Below are 19,484 nucleotides of genomic sequence, written 5' to 3' on the forward strand. Positions count from 1 at the left end.
GCGGGCGGATGAACAATTAACCCAAATATTCCTTCCGGGCTACCGGCCTCTCTATGGTACCAGGACTCATCATTTTGCTGCCGGTGCTGGGAGCGTTTGCTTCCTGGTTACTGAGCCGCCGCTCTGACGGCACCAGCATCCGTGCTCATGCACTTCTGGCTGCCGTTGCACCTTTTACCGGCGCCCTTTTGCTGGCAAGCCATTGGCCGCAGGCTTCAGACCAGAACGCGCTGATCACCACTGTACAGTGGATTCCTCAACTGGGGTTGGACCTGTCGTTCCGGCTGGACGGCCTGAGCTGGCTGTTTGCCACTCTGATCACCGGCATTGGCTGCCTGATCATTCTGTACGCCCGCTATTACTTTGACGGCAAAGCCAACGCGCCGCGCTTCTTTATCCTGATCCAGCTGTTCATGACCGCCATGCTGGGCATTGTGCTATCTGAAAACCTGCTGTTCATGCTGGTGTTCTGGGAACTGACCAGCCTGGTGTCGTTCCTGCTGATCGGCTTTACCTGGTCCAGCCGAGGCGCCCGCCGGGGTGCCCGGATGTCACTGGTGATTACCGGGGGTGGCGGCCTGGCCCTGCTGGCCGGCATTCTGTTGCTGGGCAACATGGCCGGCAGCTTCCAGTTGTCCGACATCCTCTCTCAGGGCGAGGCCCTCAAGCATCACAGCCTGTACCCGCTGATGCTGAGCCTGGTGCTACTGGGCGCATTCACCAAATCCGCCCAGGCGCCTTTCCACCTGTGGTTGCCCCACGCCATGGCCGCCCCCACGCCGGTCTCCGCGTATCTGCATTCAGCCACTATGGTCAAGGCCGGGCTGTTCCTGATGGCGCGTTTGCACCCGGCCCTGGGCGATACCGAGCTCTGGTTTGCCCTGATCACCGTCACCGGCATGGTGACCCTGATGGTGGGCGCCTTTGTGGCCATGTTCATGCACGACATCAAGGGCCTGCTGGCCTATTCCACCATATCCCATCTGGGCCTGATCACCCTGCTGATTGGTATGGGCAGTGAAATGGCCATGGCGGCGGCCCTGTTCCATCTGGTCTGCCATGCCCTGTTCAAGGCCCCGCTGTTCATGATGGCAGGCTATGTGGATCAGGCCACGGGCAGCCGGGATATGCAGCTGATCAATGGCCTGTGGCGCTGGATGCCTGCTCTGATGATCGTCACCCTGGTGCCGGCGGCCGCCATGGCGGGGCTGCCGCTGATGAGCGGCTACCTGAGCAAGAAGATGCTGTTCTCCGAAAGCCTGCTGGTGACCGCACCCCATTGGGCGGATGTGGTGATCCCGGCCTGGGTCACCGTGGCCGGTCTGTTCTCGGTGGCCTATTCGGTGCGCATCTTCCACAACGTTTTCTTCAATGGCCAGCCACGGGATCTGCCGGTGTGGCCGCCAAAGCGTAAGCCGGCCGCCGCATTGTTGCCGCTGGCCATTCTGGCGACGTTATCGTTGCTGGTTGGCTTGGCTCCCCAGTGGATCTACGACCACCTGGTGCATCTGGCGGTGCTGCAGACCACCGTGTCTCATCTACCAGCGTATGATTTCAGTGCCCTGTCGGACGCCCACACCCCAGCCATGATGAGTCTGGCCGCCATGCTGGGCGGGCTGGCGGTTTACAGCGCCCGCAAGCCGCTTTTTGCCATCCATGCACGACTGCCGGAAGTGGACGCCAAGGACATTTTTGAAACTGCCATGCAGCGCACCATCCGCTTCTCCCAAACGCTGGTTTATCGCCTGGAGAACGGCTCGCTCCAACGATACCTGGCACTGATCCTGTTAACCACCGTCGCCCTTGTGGCCTGGAGCCTGCTCGGGCTGGAGCGGTGGCGCGGGCCGGTGCCATTGAGCAGTCTCGATCCGCTAGTGGTGTTTGGCATCAGCATCCTGTGTCTGTCGGCCATTGGCGTGACACTGTTCCACCGCCACCGCTTGCCGGCCCTGTTGCTGTTGTCGGTCACCGGCCTGTTTGTCACCCTCACCTTTGCCTGGTTCTCCGCGCCGGACCTTGCCCTGACGCAACTGTCAGTTGAAGTGATGGCGGTGGTGATCATGATGCTGGCCCTGTCGTTCTTACCCCAGAGCTCACCCAAGGAATCCCGCTTTCCCAGAATTGCCCGTGATCTGTTCGTGGCCCTGGCCGCCGGCGGCGGTGTGGCTGCATTCACCTTTGCCGTGCTGACCCGACCGGTAAACTCCATTTCCGACTTTTTCCTGGCCAACAGTGTGCCCGGAGGCGGCGGCACCAACGTGGTGAATGTGATCCTGGTGGATTTCCGGGGGTTCGATACCCTGGGTGAGATCACGGTACTGGGCATTGCCGCCGTGGCGGTGTTCGCCTTTACCCGCAACCTGAATCTGAAAAAACGGGTGGCGGAATCCGGCCACTCCCATTGGGTAGCAGAGCCCCATCCGGTCATCCTGCAGATGGTGGCGCACATGGCTTTGCCCATTGCCCTGCTGGTGTCCGCGTATATTTTCCTGCGCGGCCACAACATGCCTGGGGGCGGTTTCATTGCGGGATTGGTCACGGCCGTCGCGCTGACCCTGCAATACATGGCCGGTGGCCTGGTCTGGGCCCAGGCGCGCATGCGTACGCACTTCCGCTCGCTCATTGGTGCGGGGCTGCTGATCGCCATGTTCACCGGGGTTGCCAGTTGGGTGTTCGGGTATCCGTTCCTGACCACCACCTTTGCTCATCTGCACTGGCCATTGATCGGCGAGTTCGAATTGGCCAGTGCGCTGCTGTTTGATCTGGGCGTTTACACCACTGTGGTCGGGGCAACCCTGTTGATTCTGGCAAACCTGGGCAAACTGATGACCATAGCCGGCCCCGGCAAGGAGGTAGGCTGATGGAATTGCTGATCGCAGTGGCTCTGGGCGTGCTTACCACTTGTGGGGTGTTTCTTATTCTGCGTGCGCGCACCTTTTCCGTGGTGCTGGGCCTGACCTTGTTGTCGCACGCAGTCAACTTGTTCCTGTTCAGCATGGGCCGGCTGACAACCGGCGCCCCGGCCATCGTCGGGCTCACTGAAACCAGCGCAGACCCGCTGCCCCAGGCGCTGGTGTTGACCGCCATTGTGATCAGCTTCGCCATGACCGCCTTTGTGGTAGTGCTGTCGCTGAAAGCCGCAGTGGAGTTGCGAAACGATCACGTAGACGGTGAAAACCCGAACGAGGACCGGCCATGACCCACCTGATGATTCTGCCGGTCGTCATCCCCATGCTGGCCGCCGCCTGGTTGCTGGTAAACCACCGGGCCAGTATCGGCCGGCAACGGGTGTGGAGTATTCTGTCCACCAGTTTGCTGGTGGCGCTGGGCGTGTGGGCGGTTATTGCGGCGCAAACCGATTACCACACCTACTGGCTGGGCAACTGGCAGCCGCCGTTCGGCATTGTGCTGGTGCTGGACCGGCTGAGTGCAATGATGCTGCTACTGGCCGCCTTACTGGCCCTGTTCTGCGTGCTCTATGCCAGCCGGGGCAGCGACCGGGAGGGTTCCCACTTTCATGCCCTGTTCCAGTTCCAGCTGATGGGCATTAACGGCGCCTTCCTGACCGGTGATCTGTTCAACCTGTTCGTGTTTTTCGAGATCCTGCTGCTGGCTTCCTACGCCCTGTTGCTGCACGGCGGCGGCCGGGCCAGAAGCCGGGCGGGCTTGCACTATGTGATCATCAACCTGCTCGGCTCTGCCCTGTTCCTGCTGGCCCTTGGCATTCTTTACGGCCTGACCGGCACCCTGAACATGGCCGACCTGGCGGTGCGGATTGCCGCCGCCAGCCCCGATGACCAGACCCTGCTCAAAGGTGCCGCCCTGCTGCTGATGGTGGTGTTCGGTATCAAGGCCGCAATCCTGCCACTGCTGTTCTGGCTACCCAGGGCCTATTCGGCTTCCAGCGCACCGGTAGCCGCGCTGTTTGCCATCATGACCAAGGTGGGTTTTTACGCCATGGTTCGGGTGCTTCTGATTGTGTTCGGGCTCGACCCGGCGCAGCCCCTCAATGCCGGGGTATTCCTCTGGCTCTGGCCTCTGGCGCTGGCCACCTTGGGCCTCGGCGCCATTGGCGTGCTGGGGGCCGCCAGCCTGCGCACCATGGCGGCTTACCTGGTTATCATGTCCAGCGGCTTGCTGATGGCCAGTTTTGCCATGGCCGAAACCACCGTATTGGCCGCCAGCCTGTTCTACCTGCTGCACAGCACCTGCCTGGCGGCGGTGTTCTTCCTGCTGGCCGACCTCATCGGCCGGCAGCGGTCCGACGGCTACGATTTGCTCTCGGTGACCGCGCCTCTGACCCATCGCTGGATTTTGGGTACGCTGTTTCTGGTGGCGGCGGTCAGTATGGCGGGGCTGCCGCCGTTCTCCGGGTTTATCAGCAAAGCCTGGCTGCTGCAAAACGCCACCGGGCATCCGCATTATCTCTGGCTTTGGGGTATCACACTGTTAGCCGGGTTATTCATGATTGCCGCACTCAGCCGTGCCGGCTCCGGCTGGTTCTGGAAACCGGAGCCGTTCACCGGCCGCCAGCGCCGCAAGCTGGACCCGGCGCGGGTGGCCACAGTATCAGTGCTTATCGGCATCAGTGGCACCCTGGCCCTGTTTGCTGCGCCGGTGATGGAGTATATGACCGCGACCGCAGGCCAGCTCTATCATCCGTCCGCCTACGTTCAGGCGGTGCTTGGTGAGCCCGCCACGAAAACGGGAGGGCTCACCCCATGAACTGGTTACAGCGCTGGGTGCCACACCCTCTGTTCGCCGGCTTTCTGCTGCTGTTATGGCTGCTGATGAATGAGTTCAGCTTTGCCCACCTGTTGCTGGGTGCGGTGCTGGCGGTGGTGATTTCCCGGGTCACCCAGCCGTTCTGGCCGGAGCGTTCAAAGATCAAGCATCCGGGTAGGTTGCTGCGCTACCTTGGCCGGTTGTTGATGGACATCCTGAAATCCAACCTGATTGTCGCCCGGCGCATTCTGTTCTATTCCCGGCAGCTGGAGCCAGGGTTCTTCACTTACCCTCTGACCCTGACCGACGATTTTGCCGTGACCATATTGGCCAGCACCATTTCGCTCACCCCGGGCACGGTGAGCGCCCACTACGATCGCGAGGGCCGGTGCCTGTTGATTCACTGTCTGCATCTGGAGGATGAGGCTGCGCTGATTCAGGACATCCGTGAGCACTACGAGAAACCGTTACAGGAGATTTTTGATGATTGAATGGGCGGTTAACCTGGCGATCACTGTGTTTGCGATTGCCATCCTGCTGAACCTTTACCGGCTGGCCATCGGGCCCGACATTGTTGACAGGATCCTGGCGCTGGACACACTGATGATCAACAGTATTGCGTTGATTGTGCTGTTTGATATCCGGTTGTCGCTGGGCATCCTGTTTGAAGCTGCCATGCTGATTGCGCTGATGGGGTTTGTCGGAACCGTGGCAATGACCAAGTACCTGTTGCGGGGGGATGTGATCGAATGACTGCGTCATCCATGCCGTTCGTTCTTGAGTTGGTGATCTCGCTGTTCCTGGTGGCCGGTGCCTTGTTTGCGCTGATTGGCTCTATTGGCTTGGCCCGGTTGCGGGATTTTTTCATGCGTCTGCATGGGCCCACCAAGGCCAGCACACTGGGCCTGGGGTGTTTGCTGATCGGCTCGTTGCTGTTTTTCAGTTTCCAGCGCGGCGCGCTGTCCGTGCATGAGGCGATTGTGACCGTTTTCCTGTTTGTGACGGCGCCAGTCAGCGCCCATATGATGGCCAAGGCCGCCCTTTTCCGGGGTGTGGATAAGGGCGGCCCGAGCCGGAATTACCCGGACCGTTAGCCGGCAAACCTGGCCCGGAAGCTCTCGGGCATGGGGGTGACTTCCCGGGTTTTGTAGTTGAAGAACACAAAACCGTATTTGGCCATGGCCACCGATTGGCCGGTGTCGGCTTTGGTAACCCGGAACACGAAATCCCCACCGTATTTGTTGAAATCCATCAGGCCGACTTCGAAGCGGAGCATGTCCGGGTAGAAGGATTCGCCCTGGTACATGGTGGCCAGGTCGGTGACGATGATGCCAGTGCCATTCTGGTCGGCTTCTTCGATGCCGTGTTCGACCAGGAACTGGGCGCGGGCTTCGGAGAGCATGGAGATGAGGGCGTCGTTGCCCAGGTGGTTGGCGCCGTTGATGTCGGTGATTCTGACGGGCATTCGGGTTTCGAAGCTGAAGGCGTTGTCGGGGAATTCGAGTTTGATTCTTGCCACGGGGGTGTCCTGATCTGGTTCAACATTGGATTGGGCTGAATCATACGCTTCCGGTTGTGACTTCTCATCTTATGGTGCTATCGGGTATCTTGCTTCTTGTTCCTGCGCTTTTTGTTTCGGAGTAAGCGGCGCTTGGGGCTGGGCTTTCCAGAACACGCTCCTTCGGCACATCCATGTGACGCTTGGGCTCCGCCATCCATGGCTCCGCACAATTCTGGAAAGCCCAGCCCCAAGCCCCACCCAGACTTCCTGAAAGCGCCCAACAAAACGTCATAATAAGAGTTACTTATGGATATTCGCCCGGCTGCCACCCTGGTTCTTACCCGCGATACCGAAAACGGCATTGAAGTGCTTCTGCTGCAACGCACCTGGGAGGCTATTTTCCTGCCTGGTTACTTTGTTTTTCCCGGCGGAGCGGTGAACGAGCAGGAGTCGGAGGCGCAGCCGCATGTTGTGGGTGTTGAAGACGCGGATATCAGTCAGACCATGAGTCTGGATGAAGGTGGCGCGGATTTTATGTTGGCGGCGGTTCGGGAGTGTTTTGAGGAGGCGGGGATTCTGCTGGCTCAGGACGGCAGCGGTCGGCTTATCGGTGCGGAGCATCCGGTGCTTGGTGAGCGTAACGCATTGTTCCGGGATGAGGTGTCGCTGGCGCAGTTGTGTGAGAAGCATGGGCTGGTGGTGCCGCTGGACCGGTTGGCGTATCTGAGCCATTGGGTGACACCGCCGGGGCCGCCGCGGCGGTTTGACACGCGGTTTTTTGTGGCGGTGGCGCCGGAAGGGCAACGGGCCGGGCATGATGGTCAGGAGACGATTGATCATGTGTGGATGTCGCCTGCGCAGGCGTTAGAGGAGCATCGGGCAGGCCAGCGTTTGTTGGGGTTGCCGACGATCCGTACCCTGCGGGTGTTGTGTGATTTCAATACCACCGCCGAGCTGATGCGCCATGCCCATGCCAATCCACCCGAGGCGTTTCCGACCGATCCCTGGCCGGCGCTTCGCAAGGGCAAGCCGGTGATGCTGGAGCCAAACGCGCCGGCTTACGATGAGGCGGTCAAGCTGGACCCGGAGGGGGAAGGCACCACCCGGGCGGAGATTGTGCCAGGGCAAGCGGTGGAGGTGGCGGCCGGTGTAGTACGATTGACGGCACCGAACCCGGGCATGATGACCGGGCCGGGCACCAATACCTATATTCTGGGCTTTGAGCGGTTTACGGTGATTGATCCGGGGCCGGCCCATGAAGCCCACATCGAAAAGATTCTGGAAGTGACCGGCGGGGTGGTGGACCAGGTGCTGGTCACCCATACCCATCTGGATCATTCACCGGCCGTGTCGGTTCTGAAAGAACGAACCGGTTGCCGGGTGTTTGGCTGGCCAGCCCCGGAGGGCGCAGGCCAGGACCAGTCCTTCAAGGCGGACGACGAGCCGGAGCATGGCGACCTGATTGTCAGCGAGGCGGGCATTCTGAAGGTGATCCATACCCCCGGGCATGCCTCCAACCACCTGTGTTTCCTGCTGACGGACCAGGAGTTGCTGTTCTCCGGTGACCACATCATGCAGGGCTCGACGGTGGTGATCAATCCACCGGACGGCGATATGAAGGCCTATGTGGAATCCCTCTACGAGCTATTGGAGGAGCCTGTGCGCTTTATCGCGCCCGCACACGGCTTTCTGATGGGGCAACCGGAGGCAGTGATTGATTACCTGATCACCCACCGGTTATCGCGGGAGCACAAGATCTTCCGGGCACTGGAAGCACTGGCGCCGGTGTCCCTGAAAGACCTGACGGCGAAAGCCTACGACGATGTACCCGCAGCCATTCATGGCCTGGCAGCACGATCAGCCCTGGCACACCTCCTCAAACTTGAGGCAGAACACCGGGCATACCAGTCAGACAACCTCTGGCATGCCCACTAGCCAGGGTACCGGGCTACTTCTTGGCGATGATCCACACCGCGTGCACGATGCCGGGAATGTAGCCCAGGATGGTCAGCAGGATATTGATCCAGAAATGCTTGCCCAGGCCCACCTGTAAAAAAACACCTAATGGCGGTAACAGAATCGCAACCAGAATTCGCAAAAGGTCCATTTAGTTCTCTCCTCGTGGCACGTATAACAGTCATATCTCTGAAAGATAGCAGTGTTATTACATTCAACCACACTGGGCCACCACAGATGGGCCCGTGATCATGAAAGTGGCATTAAACCTCTGTCACAGCGGTATTCATGAACCATACAGGGCCCTATCCTTGGGGCCACTGGACAGGTACTCGAGGACTTATGCTGTTTCAAAGGCCCAGACACTCCACAATCCGACACTTTCTGATCTGGCTTTTCGCGGCCGCCCTGCCAACGGTCACCTTGGCCGACACCAACGATTCGTCTGTGCTGGTGGCCCAACTCGCAGAGGATGAAAACGTTGAGGATGTGGTGCGCTCTGAACCCCGCCGCAGTCCGGGCGAAGATGACGACGCCAGCGACGACGGGCAGGAACCGTCGGCACCAGTTACCGACCAGCAAACACAAACGGTCAAACCCCTGGTGGCACCCGTTACCCGCAAGATTGCCCCCAACATCGACTTGAAAGAGGTAGCACCCCTGCCGGAACCTGAGCCGGAACCAGAAACCCTGCCGGGTGCGGAACTGTCTGCAGAGGAGGTTCAGGCCCTGCAAGATACCGCACAAGGGGAAACGCCCGCCGCCGAGGACGAAGCTGACGCGCCGGCAGAACCCCTGCCAGCCGAAAGTTTCACCCTGCTTGGCAAGGAAGTGCTGCCCGGCACCTCCACGCGGCTGGCCTGGTCACCCCAGATCCAGATTGCCGGCCTGTCACAAATTACCCCTGTTCTGGTGGTCAACGGCGTGAATGCCGGGCCAACCCTGTGCCTGACTGGCGCCGTACATGGCGACGAACTTAATGGCATCGAGATTATTCGCCGCACCATGTATGACCTCAATCCGGAGAAACTCAGTGGCCGAGTGATCGGCGTGCCTATTGTCAATCTCACCGGCTTCCAGCAGGGCAGTCGGTACCTGCCGGACCGTCGGGATCTGAACCGCTTTTTCCCGGGCCGCAAGGACGGCAACCTTGCCGACCGGGTGGCCTATTCGTTGTTCGAGAATGTCATTCGGCACTGCGACATGCTGGTGGACATTCACACCGGTTCCCTCAAGCGCACCAACCTGCCTCAGCTGCGGGCCGACATGAACAATCCGGACGTGGCGGAATTCACCCGTGGGTTTGACCGCATGGCGGTGGTGCACAGCTCCGGTTCCCCTGGCATGCTGCGCACGGCAGCCGTCCAGGCAGGTATCCGCGCCGTGACCATGGAAGCCGGGGAGTCGTTGCGAATTCAGGAGCATCAGATTGAAGCGGGGGTAAATAGCCTCAACAGCCTGCTGGAAAAGCACGGCATGATTTCCAGGATGTTTGTCTGGGGCGATCCGGAACCGGTCTATTACGATTCCACCTGGGTGCGCGCCGAACACGGCGGCATTCTGTTCAGCGAGATTGACCTGGGTGCCAACGTCTCAGAAGGCGAGGTGCTGGGCTATGTGGCTGACCCGATTACCAACGAGCAACACCCGATACGCTCCACCTCCAACGGCAGGATCATCGGCATGGCGGTGGATCAGGTGGTGATGGCCGGCTTTGCCGCCTACCACATTGGTACGGAGGCAGAAGTTCCAGGAGAGTAGTATGCTAGGGGTTTTACCCGACAGCCTATGATCCACAGGAGCCCATGTGTCTTCGGCAACCTCCGGTATTGTGTCCCGAATTCCCGGCCTGGCCTATGTGGGCCTGGTGCTTACGCCGCTGTTCTGGGCCGGCAATGCGGTGGTGGCACGGGGCACTGTTGAGCATATACCGCCCCTGTCCATGTCATTCTGGCGCTGGGTGATTGCCCTCGCCATCCTGCTCCCCTTCGGGCTTCCCGGCATGTGGCATCATCGCCGGGTCATCCGTGCCCGCCTTGGTTCCATTCTGGCCCTGGCCACCTTCAGTGTGGCGGCGTTCAACTCTCTGCTGTACTACGCCGCCATCACCACCACCGCCACCAATATTGCCCTGATCAATGCCACCATTCCTATTTTCGTGGCCCTGCTGGCGTGGATGCTTCTGGGCGACCGCACCCGGCCAATTCAGGCATTAGGCATCGCCCTGGCCATCGGAGGCATCCTGACCGTGGTGGCCCGGGGCGAGCTCTCGGTTCTGACCGGCCTTCAGGCACAACCCGGTGACCTGATCATGGTGGCGGCCGTCTTCAGTTGGGGGTTGTTCTCAGTCTTGCTCAGACGGCAGGCGGTGCCGTTACCGGCCCTCACTTTCCTGACCACCCAGATTCTGCTGGGCACGCTGGTGATCCTGCCGTTTTACCTGGTCGACCTGTTTTTCTTCGCCGGAGGCTTCGAGCTGACCCGAAATACGGCCATGTCGCTACTGTATTTCGCCATATTCCCCGGTATCCTTGCCTACGCATTCTGGAATCACGGCGTGCATGCGATCGGCCCCGCCAGGGCCGCGATATTCATGTACCTGACCCCAGTCTTCGCATCCATACTGGCCGGCATTTTTCTGGGCGAGTCGCTTGGCGTGTTTCACATGATTGGCGGCCTGCTGATACTCGCAGGCCTGGTACTGGCCACGCGAACCGGTCGCCGACAGGCTGCGTATTCACTTCGGAGTCAGGAACAAAACGGGAGAGACACATGATGAAAGCCACCACCAGCATCAGGCGAGCCCGCACCCTTTATGGTCTGTTGTTGATCATCCTGGCACTTGGCATGCCTGCATTGGCGTCTGCCGAGGCCTGTGATCCGGAAGACCATGAGTGGGTGCCCAGCCGCTATTACCCGGCGGGGTCCGTGGTGTTTCACAACGACAACTGGTACGAGTCCCGTGAAATTCACGAGGGTATGGAGCCGGGTATCACGTTCGATTGGAAACGCTTACATTCGGTGCCAGATTGTGGTGGTGAAAACAGGCCGCCCGACCCCATAGACCCGGCTGATGTGGAGGAAGGCGTTACCCAGACGGACAGTAACACAGAGTTTTGCGAACGCCCGGAACAATGGCTGTTTGCGGAAAGTTACTCCGTCGGCAGCCAGGTCAGCCATGGCGGCAAGATCTGGGAAGCTATCCGGGATACCAAGGGCGACATGCCGGGTATCCAGGAGCCACCACACTGGAAGCTGGTGGAAGACCACTGCGCCATTCAGTCGCAACCAGCACTATAGGCCAGCCAACGCTGCCTCGATCCGCGCTATCACCTCCTCCAGCACGGATCGCGGGCAGCCGATGTTCAGGCGCATGAACCCACTGCCAGGTTGCCCGAAGGACAAACCCGGGTTCATGCCCACGCCGGCCTCCTCCACGAAAAATCGTTTGAGGCCGGCGTCATCCAGCTCCAGGCTCCGACAGTCGAGCCACATCAGATACGTGCCTTCCGGCACAGCGACGTCAATGCCTGGCAATCGCCGGGACACCGCGCTGGCCACAAAATCCCGATTGGCCTGCAGATAGCCGAGCAGTTCATCCAGCCAAGTGGCGCCGTGGCGATAACCCGCTTCAAAGCCGGCAATGCTGAACGGGTTGCACTGGGGCAAGTGCATGGACTCAAACACCGCTTTCATGGCTTTGCGCCGATCCGGGTCCGTGATCACCAGGGCCGACAGACCAAGACCGGGCATGTTGAAACTCTTGCTCGGAGCCACCGCCGTCACCAGAGCATCCTCTTCTCCGGCGAGTCTACCCAGGACGGTATGCGGTGCCGCGTCCGGATAGGTCAGATCGCAATGTATTTCGTCCGAGAGCACCACCAGATTGTGGCGCCGGGCAATGGCCAGCAGCTCTTTGAGCTCCGCTTCCGTCCAGACCCGGCCGACCGGGTTGTGGGGGGAGCACAACAACAGCACCCTGGCATCGGGCCGGGCAGCGCATTGCTCGAGATGCTCCAGATCCATCCGGTACTGCCCGGTCTGCGGATCCTGAACCAGGGGGTTTTCGATCACTTCACGACCGCTCTGGCGCACCGAGCTGAAAAAAGGCGGATACACCGGCGGCTGTATAATCACGCCCTCGCCGGGTTCGGCGTAGGCCATACAGGCGGCATTCAGAGATGGCACCACCCCCGGCGCCATCAATATCCACTCCCGGCGAATGTGCCAGCCGTGGCGCTGCGCAAACCAGTCGATCATTGCCTGATACAGGCTGTCAGGAAACAGGGTATAGCCGTAAACCGGGTGCTGAGCCCGCTCAGTCAGAGCGCGGGTGACCGCCTCGGGCGCAGCAAAGTCCATATCCGCCACCCACACCGGAATGACATCCTCCCGGCCAAACACTGCCTGGCGGGCATCAAATTTGACCGAGCAGGTATTTTCTCGTCGAACAGGCTGATCAAACGCACTGGCCACAAACGAACTCCCCAACTGGTTGAAAGGCTGCCGAGGGCTATTGTGGTAGCCCCGGCCAACGACCGCAACCAACCGTGGCAGGCGCCTCCCGCTTTGGTCGAACATGGGCAAGTTTTGCTTGCCGAAACGGGCCGATACTTGCGAACCTAACCGTTTGTTGATGGTTGTCGTCCCGAACGTTTGTCGGAGTTCTCCCCATGATCGGCCAGATCCTAGCTACCATGCTGCCGGTATTCCTGATTGCCGGTTGCGGCGCCCTGTATGGCCGCTACCGCACACCAGACATTCAAGGCCTGAATGTTCTCAACATGGAACTGTTCGTGCCCATGTTGGTGTTTGCCGTACTGGCCGACCAGCAGGCGCCCCTGCAGGACTATGGCTGGCTGGCCCTGGCGGCAACAGTGGTGGTGCTAGGTTCTGGCATCATTCTGTACCCGGTGGCCCGGGTTCTGAACCTGAACCTGAAAACCTTCCTGCCGCCGATGATGTTCAATAATTCCGGCAACATGGGCATTCCGTTGCTGGTACTGGCGTTTGGTGAGGCGGCACTGCCGGCAGCGATCGTACTGTTCATCGTCGAGATGCTGCTGCACTTTTCCGTTGGCCTGTACATGCTGGACCCGCACACGTCGATCATCCGGCGATTGCGGCTACCGATCGTGTTCGCCAGCATCGCCGGGCTAACGGTTAACTTCAGCGGTGTTGCCCTGCCTGGCTGGCTGCTGGAAACCCTGAACATGCTGGGTGGCGTGTGTATCCCCTTGATGCTGTTTGCCCTGGGGGTGCGGATGCTGGATGTGGATTTCCGGGACTGGAAACTGGGGCTGATTGGCGCCATTGCCTGCCCGGTCAGCGGCTTGCTGCTGGCCTGGCCAATGATTGCCCTGCTCGACCTGCCGGGCCTTCAGGTAGCCTGCCTGTGGGTCTTCGCGGCCCTGCCACCCGCGGTGCTGAACTACATGGTTGCGGAGCAGTATCAGCAGGAACCCCACGCGGTGGCATCGCTGGTATTATTGAGCAACCTCGGCAGCCTGGTAGTCATGCCCATTGTCCTGGGCCTGGTGTTCGCCGCTGGCTACACCTGACCTCCAATTCGCTCAACACGTACACTGGTAACAGGGCTCAGCCTCTGAACCGGAACACGCTGACCCGTGAGCGCAACTGACCCGCCAGCACGGCCAGATCCCGGCTGGCACCGGCCACCTGATCCGATCCGGCAGAGGTTTCAATGGTGGCATCGTGAATTCTCGCGATGTTGCGGTTCACTTCCTCCGCCACGGAACTCTGTTCTTCTGCAGCGCTGGCAATCTGGGCATTCATGTCGTTGATGGAAGCCACCTCTTCCCGGATGCGCCCAAGCGCGGTTTCTGCCTCGGCGGTCTTCTCAACCGTCACCCGAGCCAGATCCCGGCTTCGTTCCATTTCACCGGAGGCCTCACCAGCACCGGCCTGCAACCGGCCAATCATGTCCTGAATTTCCCGGGTGGAATCCTGGGTACGGGATGCCAGCGAACGCACTTCATCAGCCACCACCGCAAAGCCCCGGCCATGTTCGCCAGCGCGGGCGGCTTCTATCGCCGCGTTCAGCGCCAGCAGGTTGGTTTGCTCGGCGATGGCGTTGATCACTTCGATGATTTTCTCGATATTACCGCTGTCTTCCGACACCCGGTTTACAGAAGCCGCCGCGTCCTCCAGCTTGTTCGCCAACTCGGTGATCGAGGTGGCGGTCTCCTTGACCACCTGATTTCCGGTTTCCACTTCCTGGTCAGCCTTGCGGGTTGCTGTCGCGGCGTTAGCGGCAAAGCCCGCCACCTCGTTCACCGTGGCCGCCATCTGGTTCACCGCGGTGGCCATCTGCTCAGCCTCGGTAGCCTGCATACGGATCTGTTTGCTGTTGTTGTCTGAGGTATCTTCCAGCTCACCAGACGCGTTGGACAGCTCCTCGGCCGCAGACCGTACCTCACGGATGATGCCCGTTAACCGGTCAATGGTATCCGCCAGAGCGCCCATCACGCTGTCCGGGTAACGGGTTTCCAGATTTTGCTCCAGCTGGCCGTCCGCCAGCTGCCGGATGGCCGCCGCCACTTCCTCGGGCTCCGCACCCAGGATTCGCTTGAGTTTGCGGATGATGACCGTGGCCACCAGCACACTGACCAGTACGGCAAAGCCGGTGATGGAGAGAATCATGATGTTGAAGCCACTGGCGGCGTCGCGCACTTCTTCCAGGTCAGCGGCAACGGTGTCTTCCTGATAATCAATAAACGCGTTAACCCGCGCCAGCCACTCGCTGTAAGCCGGTGAAACCTGATCCAGCAACAGGCGCCGGGCCTGTTCGGTATTGCCTGCGGTTCGAAGAGTCACCACCTCATCGGTCAGGGCGAGGGTTCGCTGCTCGGTGGCTTCGATGTCCCGCAGCAAACGGCGCTCCTGATCCGTGGCCCCCTGGCGCTGGAACATCTGGGACATGGCTTCGGCGTTCTTCCGGTACATAGCCGCGAGGTCATCAATGGTGCGCAGATGCTCACGCAAGGAAGCATCGCGGTTCACCAGCACCACATCCCGAATGGCGATGGCCCGGTCGTGCACGCTGCCCCGGAAATTAATGGCGAAGCGTTGTTTGAGTGAGGCGCCCTCATTAACCGAGGTCAGGGTCCGGTCAATGAATCCCACCTGGTGATTACCTACAACGCTGACCAGCACCATCAGCGCTACCATCAAACCAAATCCCAACGCCAGGCGTTTTGCTACCGTGAGCTGGCCCGTCATATAAGCACTCCACATATTGGTTAAGTGGAGAGAATTACGATTAAAAAAAGGAATGGATTTATTGCTTTTGCAAGATTTTGTAAATTCTTTAACGGTCTGCCACTCAGCCCCCTATTGAACCGTCCGTTTTCCTTGCAACTGCCTGGACTTTGGCCGATGGTTAGAGGCAAATCTGCCTGATCTGGTAATGATATGGAGGTCTGTCCATGAGTGTTCTGCTTCTGGTTATCAGTGCCCTGGTGCTGATCTATTTCAGCATCGGCGGCAAAACCGCTGCGATCGTGATGTCTGTCGCCACCCTCGTCGGCGTTGCCAACGACGGCTGGCACCTTCTCAGTTTTGTCATCGGCGGCCTGCTGTTAGCGTTGGCGTTACTGATCACCCTGCCCGGCGACCTGCGCCTGGACAAATTCAGCCGGCCCTTACTGGGCTGGGTCCGCAGCCGCCTGCCCAAGCTCTCGCCAACCGAGCAGGAAGCCCTGAACTCCGGTTCCGTAGACTGGGATGGCGAACTGTTTTCCGGCAAACCGGAATGGAACAAGCTGCTGGACGCCGCTCCGGCGCATCTGACCAGCGAGGAGCAAGCGTTTCTCGACGGCCCGGTGGAAGAACTGTGCAAGATGCTGGATGACTGGCAGATCACCCACGAACACTACGACCTGCCCGATAAGGTATGGAAGTTCATCCGTGACAAGGGCTTCTTCGGGCTGGTGATTCCCAAGGAAGACGGGGGCCTGGGTTTCTCCAACACTGCCCACTCCGAAATCGTGATGAAAATCTCCACCCGCAGCGTATCGGCAGCGGTGACCGTCATGGTGCCCAATTCCCTGGGCCCGGGTGAGCTGCTGATGCACTACGGCACCGACGACCAGAAACACCACTACCTGCCGCGCCTGGCCAAGGGCAAGGAAATCCCCTGTTTTGCCCTGACCTCACCGGTGGCCGGCTCCGACGCCGGTGCCATTCCGGACAAAGGCATCGTCTGCAAGGGCGAATGGAACGGCAAGGAAGTGCTGGGCCTGAAGGTCACCTGGAACAAGCGCTATATCACTCTCGCCCCGGTAGCGACCCTGATTGGCCTGGCCATCAAGGTCTATGACCCTGAACACCTGATCGGCGATCAGGACGACATCGGCGTGACCTGTGTGATGGTGCCCCGGGAGACCGACGGCGTGAACGCCGGAGCCCGCCACCTGCCCATGAACACCGTATTCATGAATGGCCCCACCTGGGGTACCGAAGTGTTCATCCCCATGGAACAGGTGATTGGTGGGCAAGACATGCTCGGCAAAGGCTGGAAAATGCTGCTGGAATGCCTGTCCATCGGTCGCTCCATCTCCCTGCCCGCCCTGGGCACCGGCGCCGGCAAGTTTGCAAGCCTTGCCACTGGCGCCTATGCCTACACCCGGGAACAGTTCGGCCGCACCATCAGCCAGTTTGAAGGCGTTCAGGAAGCCCTGGAGCCCATCGCCGGCTACACCTACATGATGGATGCCGCCCGCCTGCTCACCGCCGGCATGCTGGACCGGGGCGTTCGCCCATCCGTGCCCTCGGCGGTACTGAAATACCGCAACACCGACCTGATGCGGGAAGTCATTAACCACGCCATGGATGTAGTGGCCGGCCGGGGCGTGATCACCGGCCCCCGTAACTTCCTGGCCCGGGCCTACCAGGCAGTGCCCATCGGCATTACCGTGGAAGGCGCCAACATCCTGACCCGCAGCCTGATGATCTTCGGCCAGGGCGCCATTCGCTGCCATCCGTTTATCGTGGAAGAAATCGAAGCCGCCGGCATGGAAGACCAGGACAAGGCTGCAAAACAATTCGATGGCATCTTCTACCGCCACCTGGCCCACACCACCCGCAATGCCCTGCGGGCGTTCGTACTGGGCCTGAGCAAGGGCTGGTTGGAAACCGCGCCACGCCAGGGCGACATCCAGAAATACTACCGCCAGCTGGGCCGATTCTCCGCTGCCTTCGCATTAATGACCGACGTCACCCTGCTGACCGTCGGCGGCGGCCTGAAAGCCCGCCAGCGCTTGTCTGGCCGCATGGCCGACTGCCTGGTGCATCTGTATTACGCCACCGCGGTGATCAAGCAATGGCATGAAGAAGGCTACCCGGACGACCAGCGAGACCTGGTGGAATGGTGCCTGCAAACCTGCCTGCACGACCTGCAGGATTCCATGCGCGATGCCATCATCAACTTCCCGGTCCCGGCCCTGCGCTGGCCGCTGCGACTCATCGTGTTCCCACTTGGCGCGACCGGCCTGAACGGCCCGGACGACAAACTGGGAGCGAAAGTGGCCGCGACCATTGTGAATGATACCCCGGTGCGCCAACGCATCAGCCGGGGCACCTTTATCAACATGGATCCAGACGACCCGCTGGGCCGGGTACTCAATGCCTACAAACTGGCCAACGAAACCGCCGAGATGCGCCAGCGCCTGCACGAAGCGATTCGCAGCCGCGACGAAGACGAACTGGACGGCATTGCCCTGCTGATGGGCCATCAACGTAAAGAGCTGGTGGACTGGGCCTGCGCCCAGGGCATCATCAAGGCGGACGAATGCCCGAAAATGGAAGAAGCGCTGACAGCCCTGTATGACGTCATCCGGGTGGATGCCTTCGACGCCGATGGCCTGAAAGCCCTGGCCAAAGGTGCCAAGGGCAAGCGCAAGGTTGTAGAGCGGCCTGGCTCAGGTTCCTAGCCTTTTAGTTCGGTGGAGGTCAGTCCTTGGCAGGAGGCCTCCCAAAAACCGCTCCTTCGGCACATCCTTGTGGCGCTTCTGCTCCGCCATCCATGGCTCCGCACATTTTTGGGAGGCCTCCTGCCAAGGACTGCCCCCGCCCTGCTCAAAACACCAGAACCCGCAGGCTGCTAGAAGGTTACTCCCCACGAAGCCCACCCCGAATAGCCTCATCCACCAGCCAGCGGCGCAGCGTCTGAATCCCACGCTCCCGCCGGCGACTGGTCTTCCAGGCAAAGTAGAACTTGTCACCTGTCACCACCGAATGGGCGGGCAACCGAACAAAATCCGCTGAATCCTTGCGGGTACTGAGCATGTAGTCATTGGTCAACGCAATGCCCTGATGAAAGCGCGCCGCCTCCAGCGACAACAGCATATGGCTGGAATGCAGCAGCCGACTGGACGCAGGCAGCTTCATATCGGCCTCCTGATACCAGGCCTCCCAGTCACCGCCCTGCCTGTCATAGATACTGTGAGTCGACAGCAACGGAAACCGGGCCATCTCTGCCGGCGCTATCGGCTGCTCACCCCGCCGCTCTGGCTCCGCATCCCGCCCTAACTCCCGCCGTATACGCTGCCAATAATCCTGACTGCACACCGGGAACAACCGCTCCTCATACAGCAGATCGTAACTGTAGGCCCGCGAATCCCGGTGAATCGTAATAAAACAATCCGCCACCCTATCCGACAACACCGGATTCTCACTGCTCATCTCCAAAGCCAGATCAATCTGCGGATGCAAACGCTGCAAATCCGGCAACCTCGGCGCCAGCCAGCGCACCGCAAACGAACTGAACACCGACAACCTCAGCCGCGACTCCTCATGCCCCAACAATTGCTCACTGGCCCGTTCAATCTGCAACAGTGCCGAACCAACGGCATCCAGATACTGCCGCCCCTCATCCGTCAACGTCACCTTCCGGCCCGAACGCCAGAACAACCGCTCGCCCAGGTAGGTCTCCAACTGTTTGATCTGGTGACTAACGGCACTCTGGGTGATCGACAGTTCCTCGGCAGCCGCCGAAAAGCTGTTAAGGCGAGCGGCGGCTTCGAATACAGGGAGGGCTTTGAGGGGCGGGAGTCTCATTGTGGCTCACTATCGAATTTTCTAATAGATGGGGAATATTGATCATTTTATCGGATAGTTAAGCACGCCTAGAATCCACTTCCAAGGTAAGAGAGTGGGTAGGCGGTAGGGCTTCCGAAAATGCTTGTAGCCACGGATGGCGGAAAGCAAGCGTACATGGACGTACTCGCAGCGGTTTTCGGAAGCCCTACCGCCTACCCACTCCTGCACCAAACCAGCGAAA

17 protein-coding genes are annotated in these 19,484 nt (G+C 60.1%); 12 read left to right on the forward strand and 5 right to left on the reverse strand.

What is annotated here, in order from left to right; all coding sequences use genetic code 11:
• Positions 1-53: 53 nt before the first annotated feature.
• The 6 genes from RVM24_RS15840 to RVM24_RS15865 are packed head-to-tail and all read left to right on the forward strand — an operon-like array spanning position 54 to position 5,819.
• Positions 54-2,861 (forward strand): monovalent cation/H+ antiporter subunit A, encoded by a 2,808-nt coding sequence (locus RVM24_RS15840; protein ID WP_431474349.1) that lies wholly within the window; start codon positions 54-56, stop codon positions 2,859-2,861.
• Positions 2,861-3,199 carry a Na+/H+ antiporter subunit C gene (locus tag RVM24_RS15845; RefSeq protein ID WP_058090812.1) on the forward strand — a complete coding sequence of 113 codons (339 nt, stop codon included), beginning with the start codon at positions 2,861-2,863 and terminating at the stop codon, positions 3,197-3,199. Before RVM24_RS15840 ends, RVM24_RS15845 begins: the two co-directional genes overlap by 1 nt.
• A complete protein-coding gene (locus RVM24_RS15850; RefSeq protein ID WP_431474350.1) occupies positions 3,196-4,725 on the forward strand; it encodes a monovalent cation/H+ antiporter subunit D in 1,530 nt (509 codons plus the stop codon). Before RVM24_RS15845 ends, RVM24_RS15850 begins: the two co-directional genes overlap by 4 nt.
• Positions 4,722-5,216 carry a Na+/H+ antiporter subunit E gene (locus RVM24_RS15855; protein WP_106696101.1) on the forward strand — a complete coding sequence of 165 codons (495 nt, stop codon included), beginning with the start codon at positions 4,722-4,724 and terminating at the stop codon, positions 5,214-5,216. The genes RVM24_RS15850 and RVM24_RS15855 overlap by 4 nt, the downstream gene beginning before the upstream one ends.
• Positions 5,209-5,478, forward strand: coding sequence for a K+/H+ antiporter subunit F (locus RVM24_RS15860; RefSeq protein ID WP_058090815.1), 270 nt, complete (start codon positions 5,209-5,211; stop codon positions 5,476-5,478). Before RVM24_RS15855 ends, RVM24_RS15860 begins: the two co-directional genes overlap by 8 nt.
• 11 nt (positions 5,479-5,489) lie before the next feature.
• On the forward strand, positions 5,490-5,819 hold the full coding sequence (locus tag RVM24_RS15865; RefSeq protein WP_058090949.1) for a Na+/H+ antiporter subunit G: 330 nt from the start codon (positions 5,490-5,492) through the stop codon (positions 5,817-5,819).
• Here the strand turns inward: RVM24_RS15865 and RVM24_RS15870 are convergent.
• A complete protein-coding gene (locus RVM24_RS15870) occupies positions 5,816-6,244 on the reverse strand; it encodes a thioesterase family protein (RefSeq protein WP_058090816.1) in 429 nt (142 codons plus the stop codon). The two genes, RVM24_RS15865 and RVM24_RS15870, sit on opposite strands and share 4 nt — an antisense overlap.
• Before the next feature lie 288 nt (positions 6,245-6,532).
• On the opposite strand from RVM24_RS15870, the gene RVM24_RS15875 reads away from it, so the two are divergent.
• Entirely contained in the window at positions 6,533-8,161 is a 1,629-nt protein-coding gene (locus RVM24_RS15875) for an MBL fold metallo-hydrolase (RefSeq protein ID WP_431474351.1), read from the forward strand.
• Between the two features lie 13 nt (positions 8,162-8,174).
• Here the strand turns inward: RVM24_RS15875 and RVM24_RS15880 are convergent, their stop codons facing one another.
• A complete protein-coding gene (locus RVM24_RS15880) occupies positions 8,175-8,333 on the reverse strand; it encodes a YqaE/Pmp3 family membrane protein (protein ID WP_068351496.1) in 159 nt (52 codons plus the stop codon).
• 191 nt (positions 8,334-8,524) lie between these two features.
• Between RVM24_RS15880 and RVM24_RS15885 the strand changes: the two genes are divergently transcribed.
• From RVM24_RS15885 to RVM24_RS15895, 3 genes are read left to right on the forward strand one after another with little or no spacing between them, the layout of a single operon-like run.
• Positions 8,525-9,943, forward strand: a complete 1,419-nt coding sequence (locus RVM24_RS15885; RefSeq protein WP_431474352.1) for a succinylglutamate desuccinylase/aspartoacylase family protein — start codon at positions 8,525-8,527, stop codon at positions 9,941-9,943.
• A gap of 46 nt (positions 9,944-9,989) precedes the next feature.
• On the forward strand, positions 9,990-10,958 hold the full coding sequence (locus RVM24_RS15890; protein ID WP_431474353.1) for a DMT family transporter: 969 nt from the start codon (positions 9,990-9,992) through the stop codon (positions 10,956-10,958).
• Positions 10,955-11,482, forward strand: a complete 528-nt coding sequence (locus RVM24_RS15895) for a carbohydrate-binding protein (RefSeq protein ID WP_138436072.1) — start codon at positions 10,955-10,957, stop codon at positions 11,480-11,482. The genes RVM24_RS15890 and RVM24_RS15895 overlap by 4 nt, the downstream gene beginning before the upstream one ends.
• On the opposite strand, the gene RVM24_RS15900 is transcribed toward RVM24_RS15895, so the two are convergent.
• Positions 11,477-12,658, reverse strand: coding sequence for a MalY/PatB family protein (locus RVM24_RS15900; protein WP_374787155.1), 1,182 nt, complete (start codon positions 12,656-12,658; stop codon positions 11,477-11,479). The genes RVM24_RS15895 and RVM24_RS15900 overlap by 6 nt on opposite strands.
• 197 nt (positions 12,659-12,855) lie before the next feature.
• On the opposite strand from RVM24_RS15900, the gene RVM24_RS15905 reads away from it, so the two are divergent.
• Positions 12,856-13,743, forward strand: coding sequence for an AEC family transporter (locus tag RVM24_RS15905; protein ID WP_431474354.1), 888 nt, complete (start codon positions 12,856-12,858; stop codon positions 13,741-13,743).
• A 37-nt stretch (positions 13,744-13,780) separates the two neighbouring features.
• Here the strand turns inward: RVM24_RS15905 and RVM24_RS15910 are convergent, their stop codons facing one another.
• Entirely contained in the window at positions 13,781-15,424 is a 1,644-nt protein-coding gene (locus tag RVM24_RS15910; protein WP_061331999.1) for a methyl-accepting chemotaxis protein, read from the reverse strand.
• Between the two features lie 206 nt (positions 15,425-15,630).
• Here RVM24_RS15910 and RVM24_RS15915 point away from each other — a divergent pair, with 206 nt between their 5' ends.
• Entirely contained in the window at positions 15,631-18,135 is a 2,505-nt protein-coding gene (locus tag RVM24_RS15915) for an acyl-CoA dehydrogenase (RefSeq protein WP_431474355.1), read from the forward strand.
• A 178-nt stretch (positions 18,136-18,313) separates the two neighbouring features.
• On the opposite strand, the gene RVM24_RS15920 is transcribed toward RVM24_RS15915, so the two are convergent.
• Positions 18,314-19,261 carry a LysR family transcriptional regulator gene (locus RVM24_RS15920; RefSeq protein WP_431474356.1) on the reverse strand — a complete coding sequence of 316 codons (948 nt, stop codon included), beginning with the start codon at positions 19,259-19,261 and terminating at the stop codon, positions 18,314-18,316.
• Between the last annotated feature and the right edge of the window lie 223 nt (positions 19,262-19,484).

The organism is Marinobacter sp. KM021, assembly GCF_050707965.1.
In the GTDB taxonomy this organism is placed as follows: domain Bacteria; phylum Pseudomonadota; class Gammaproteobacteria; order Pseudomonadales; family Oleiphilaceae; genus Marinobacter; species Marinobacter shengliensis.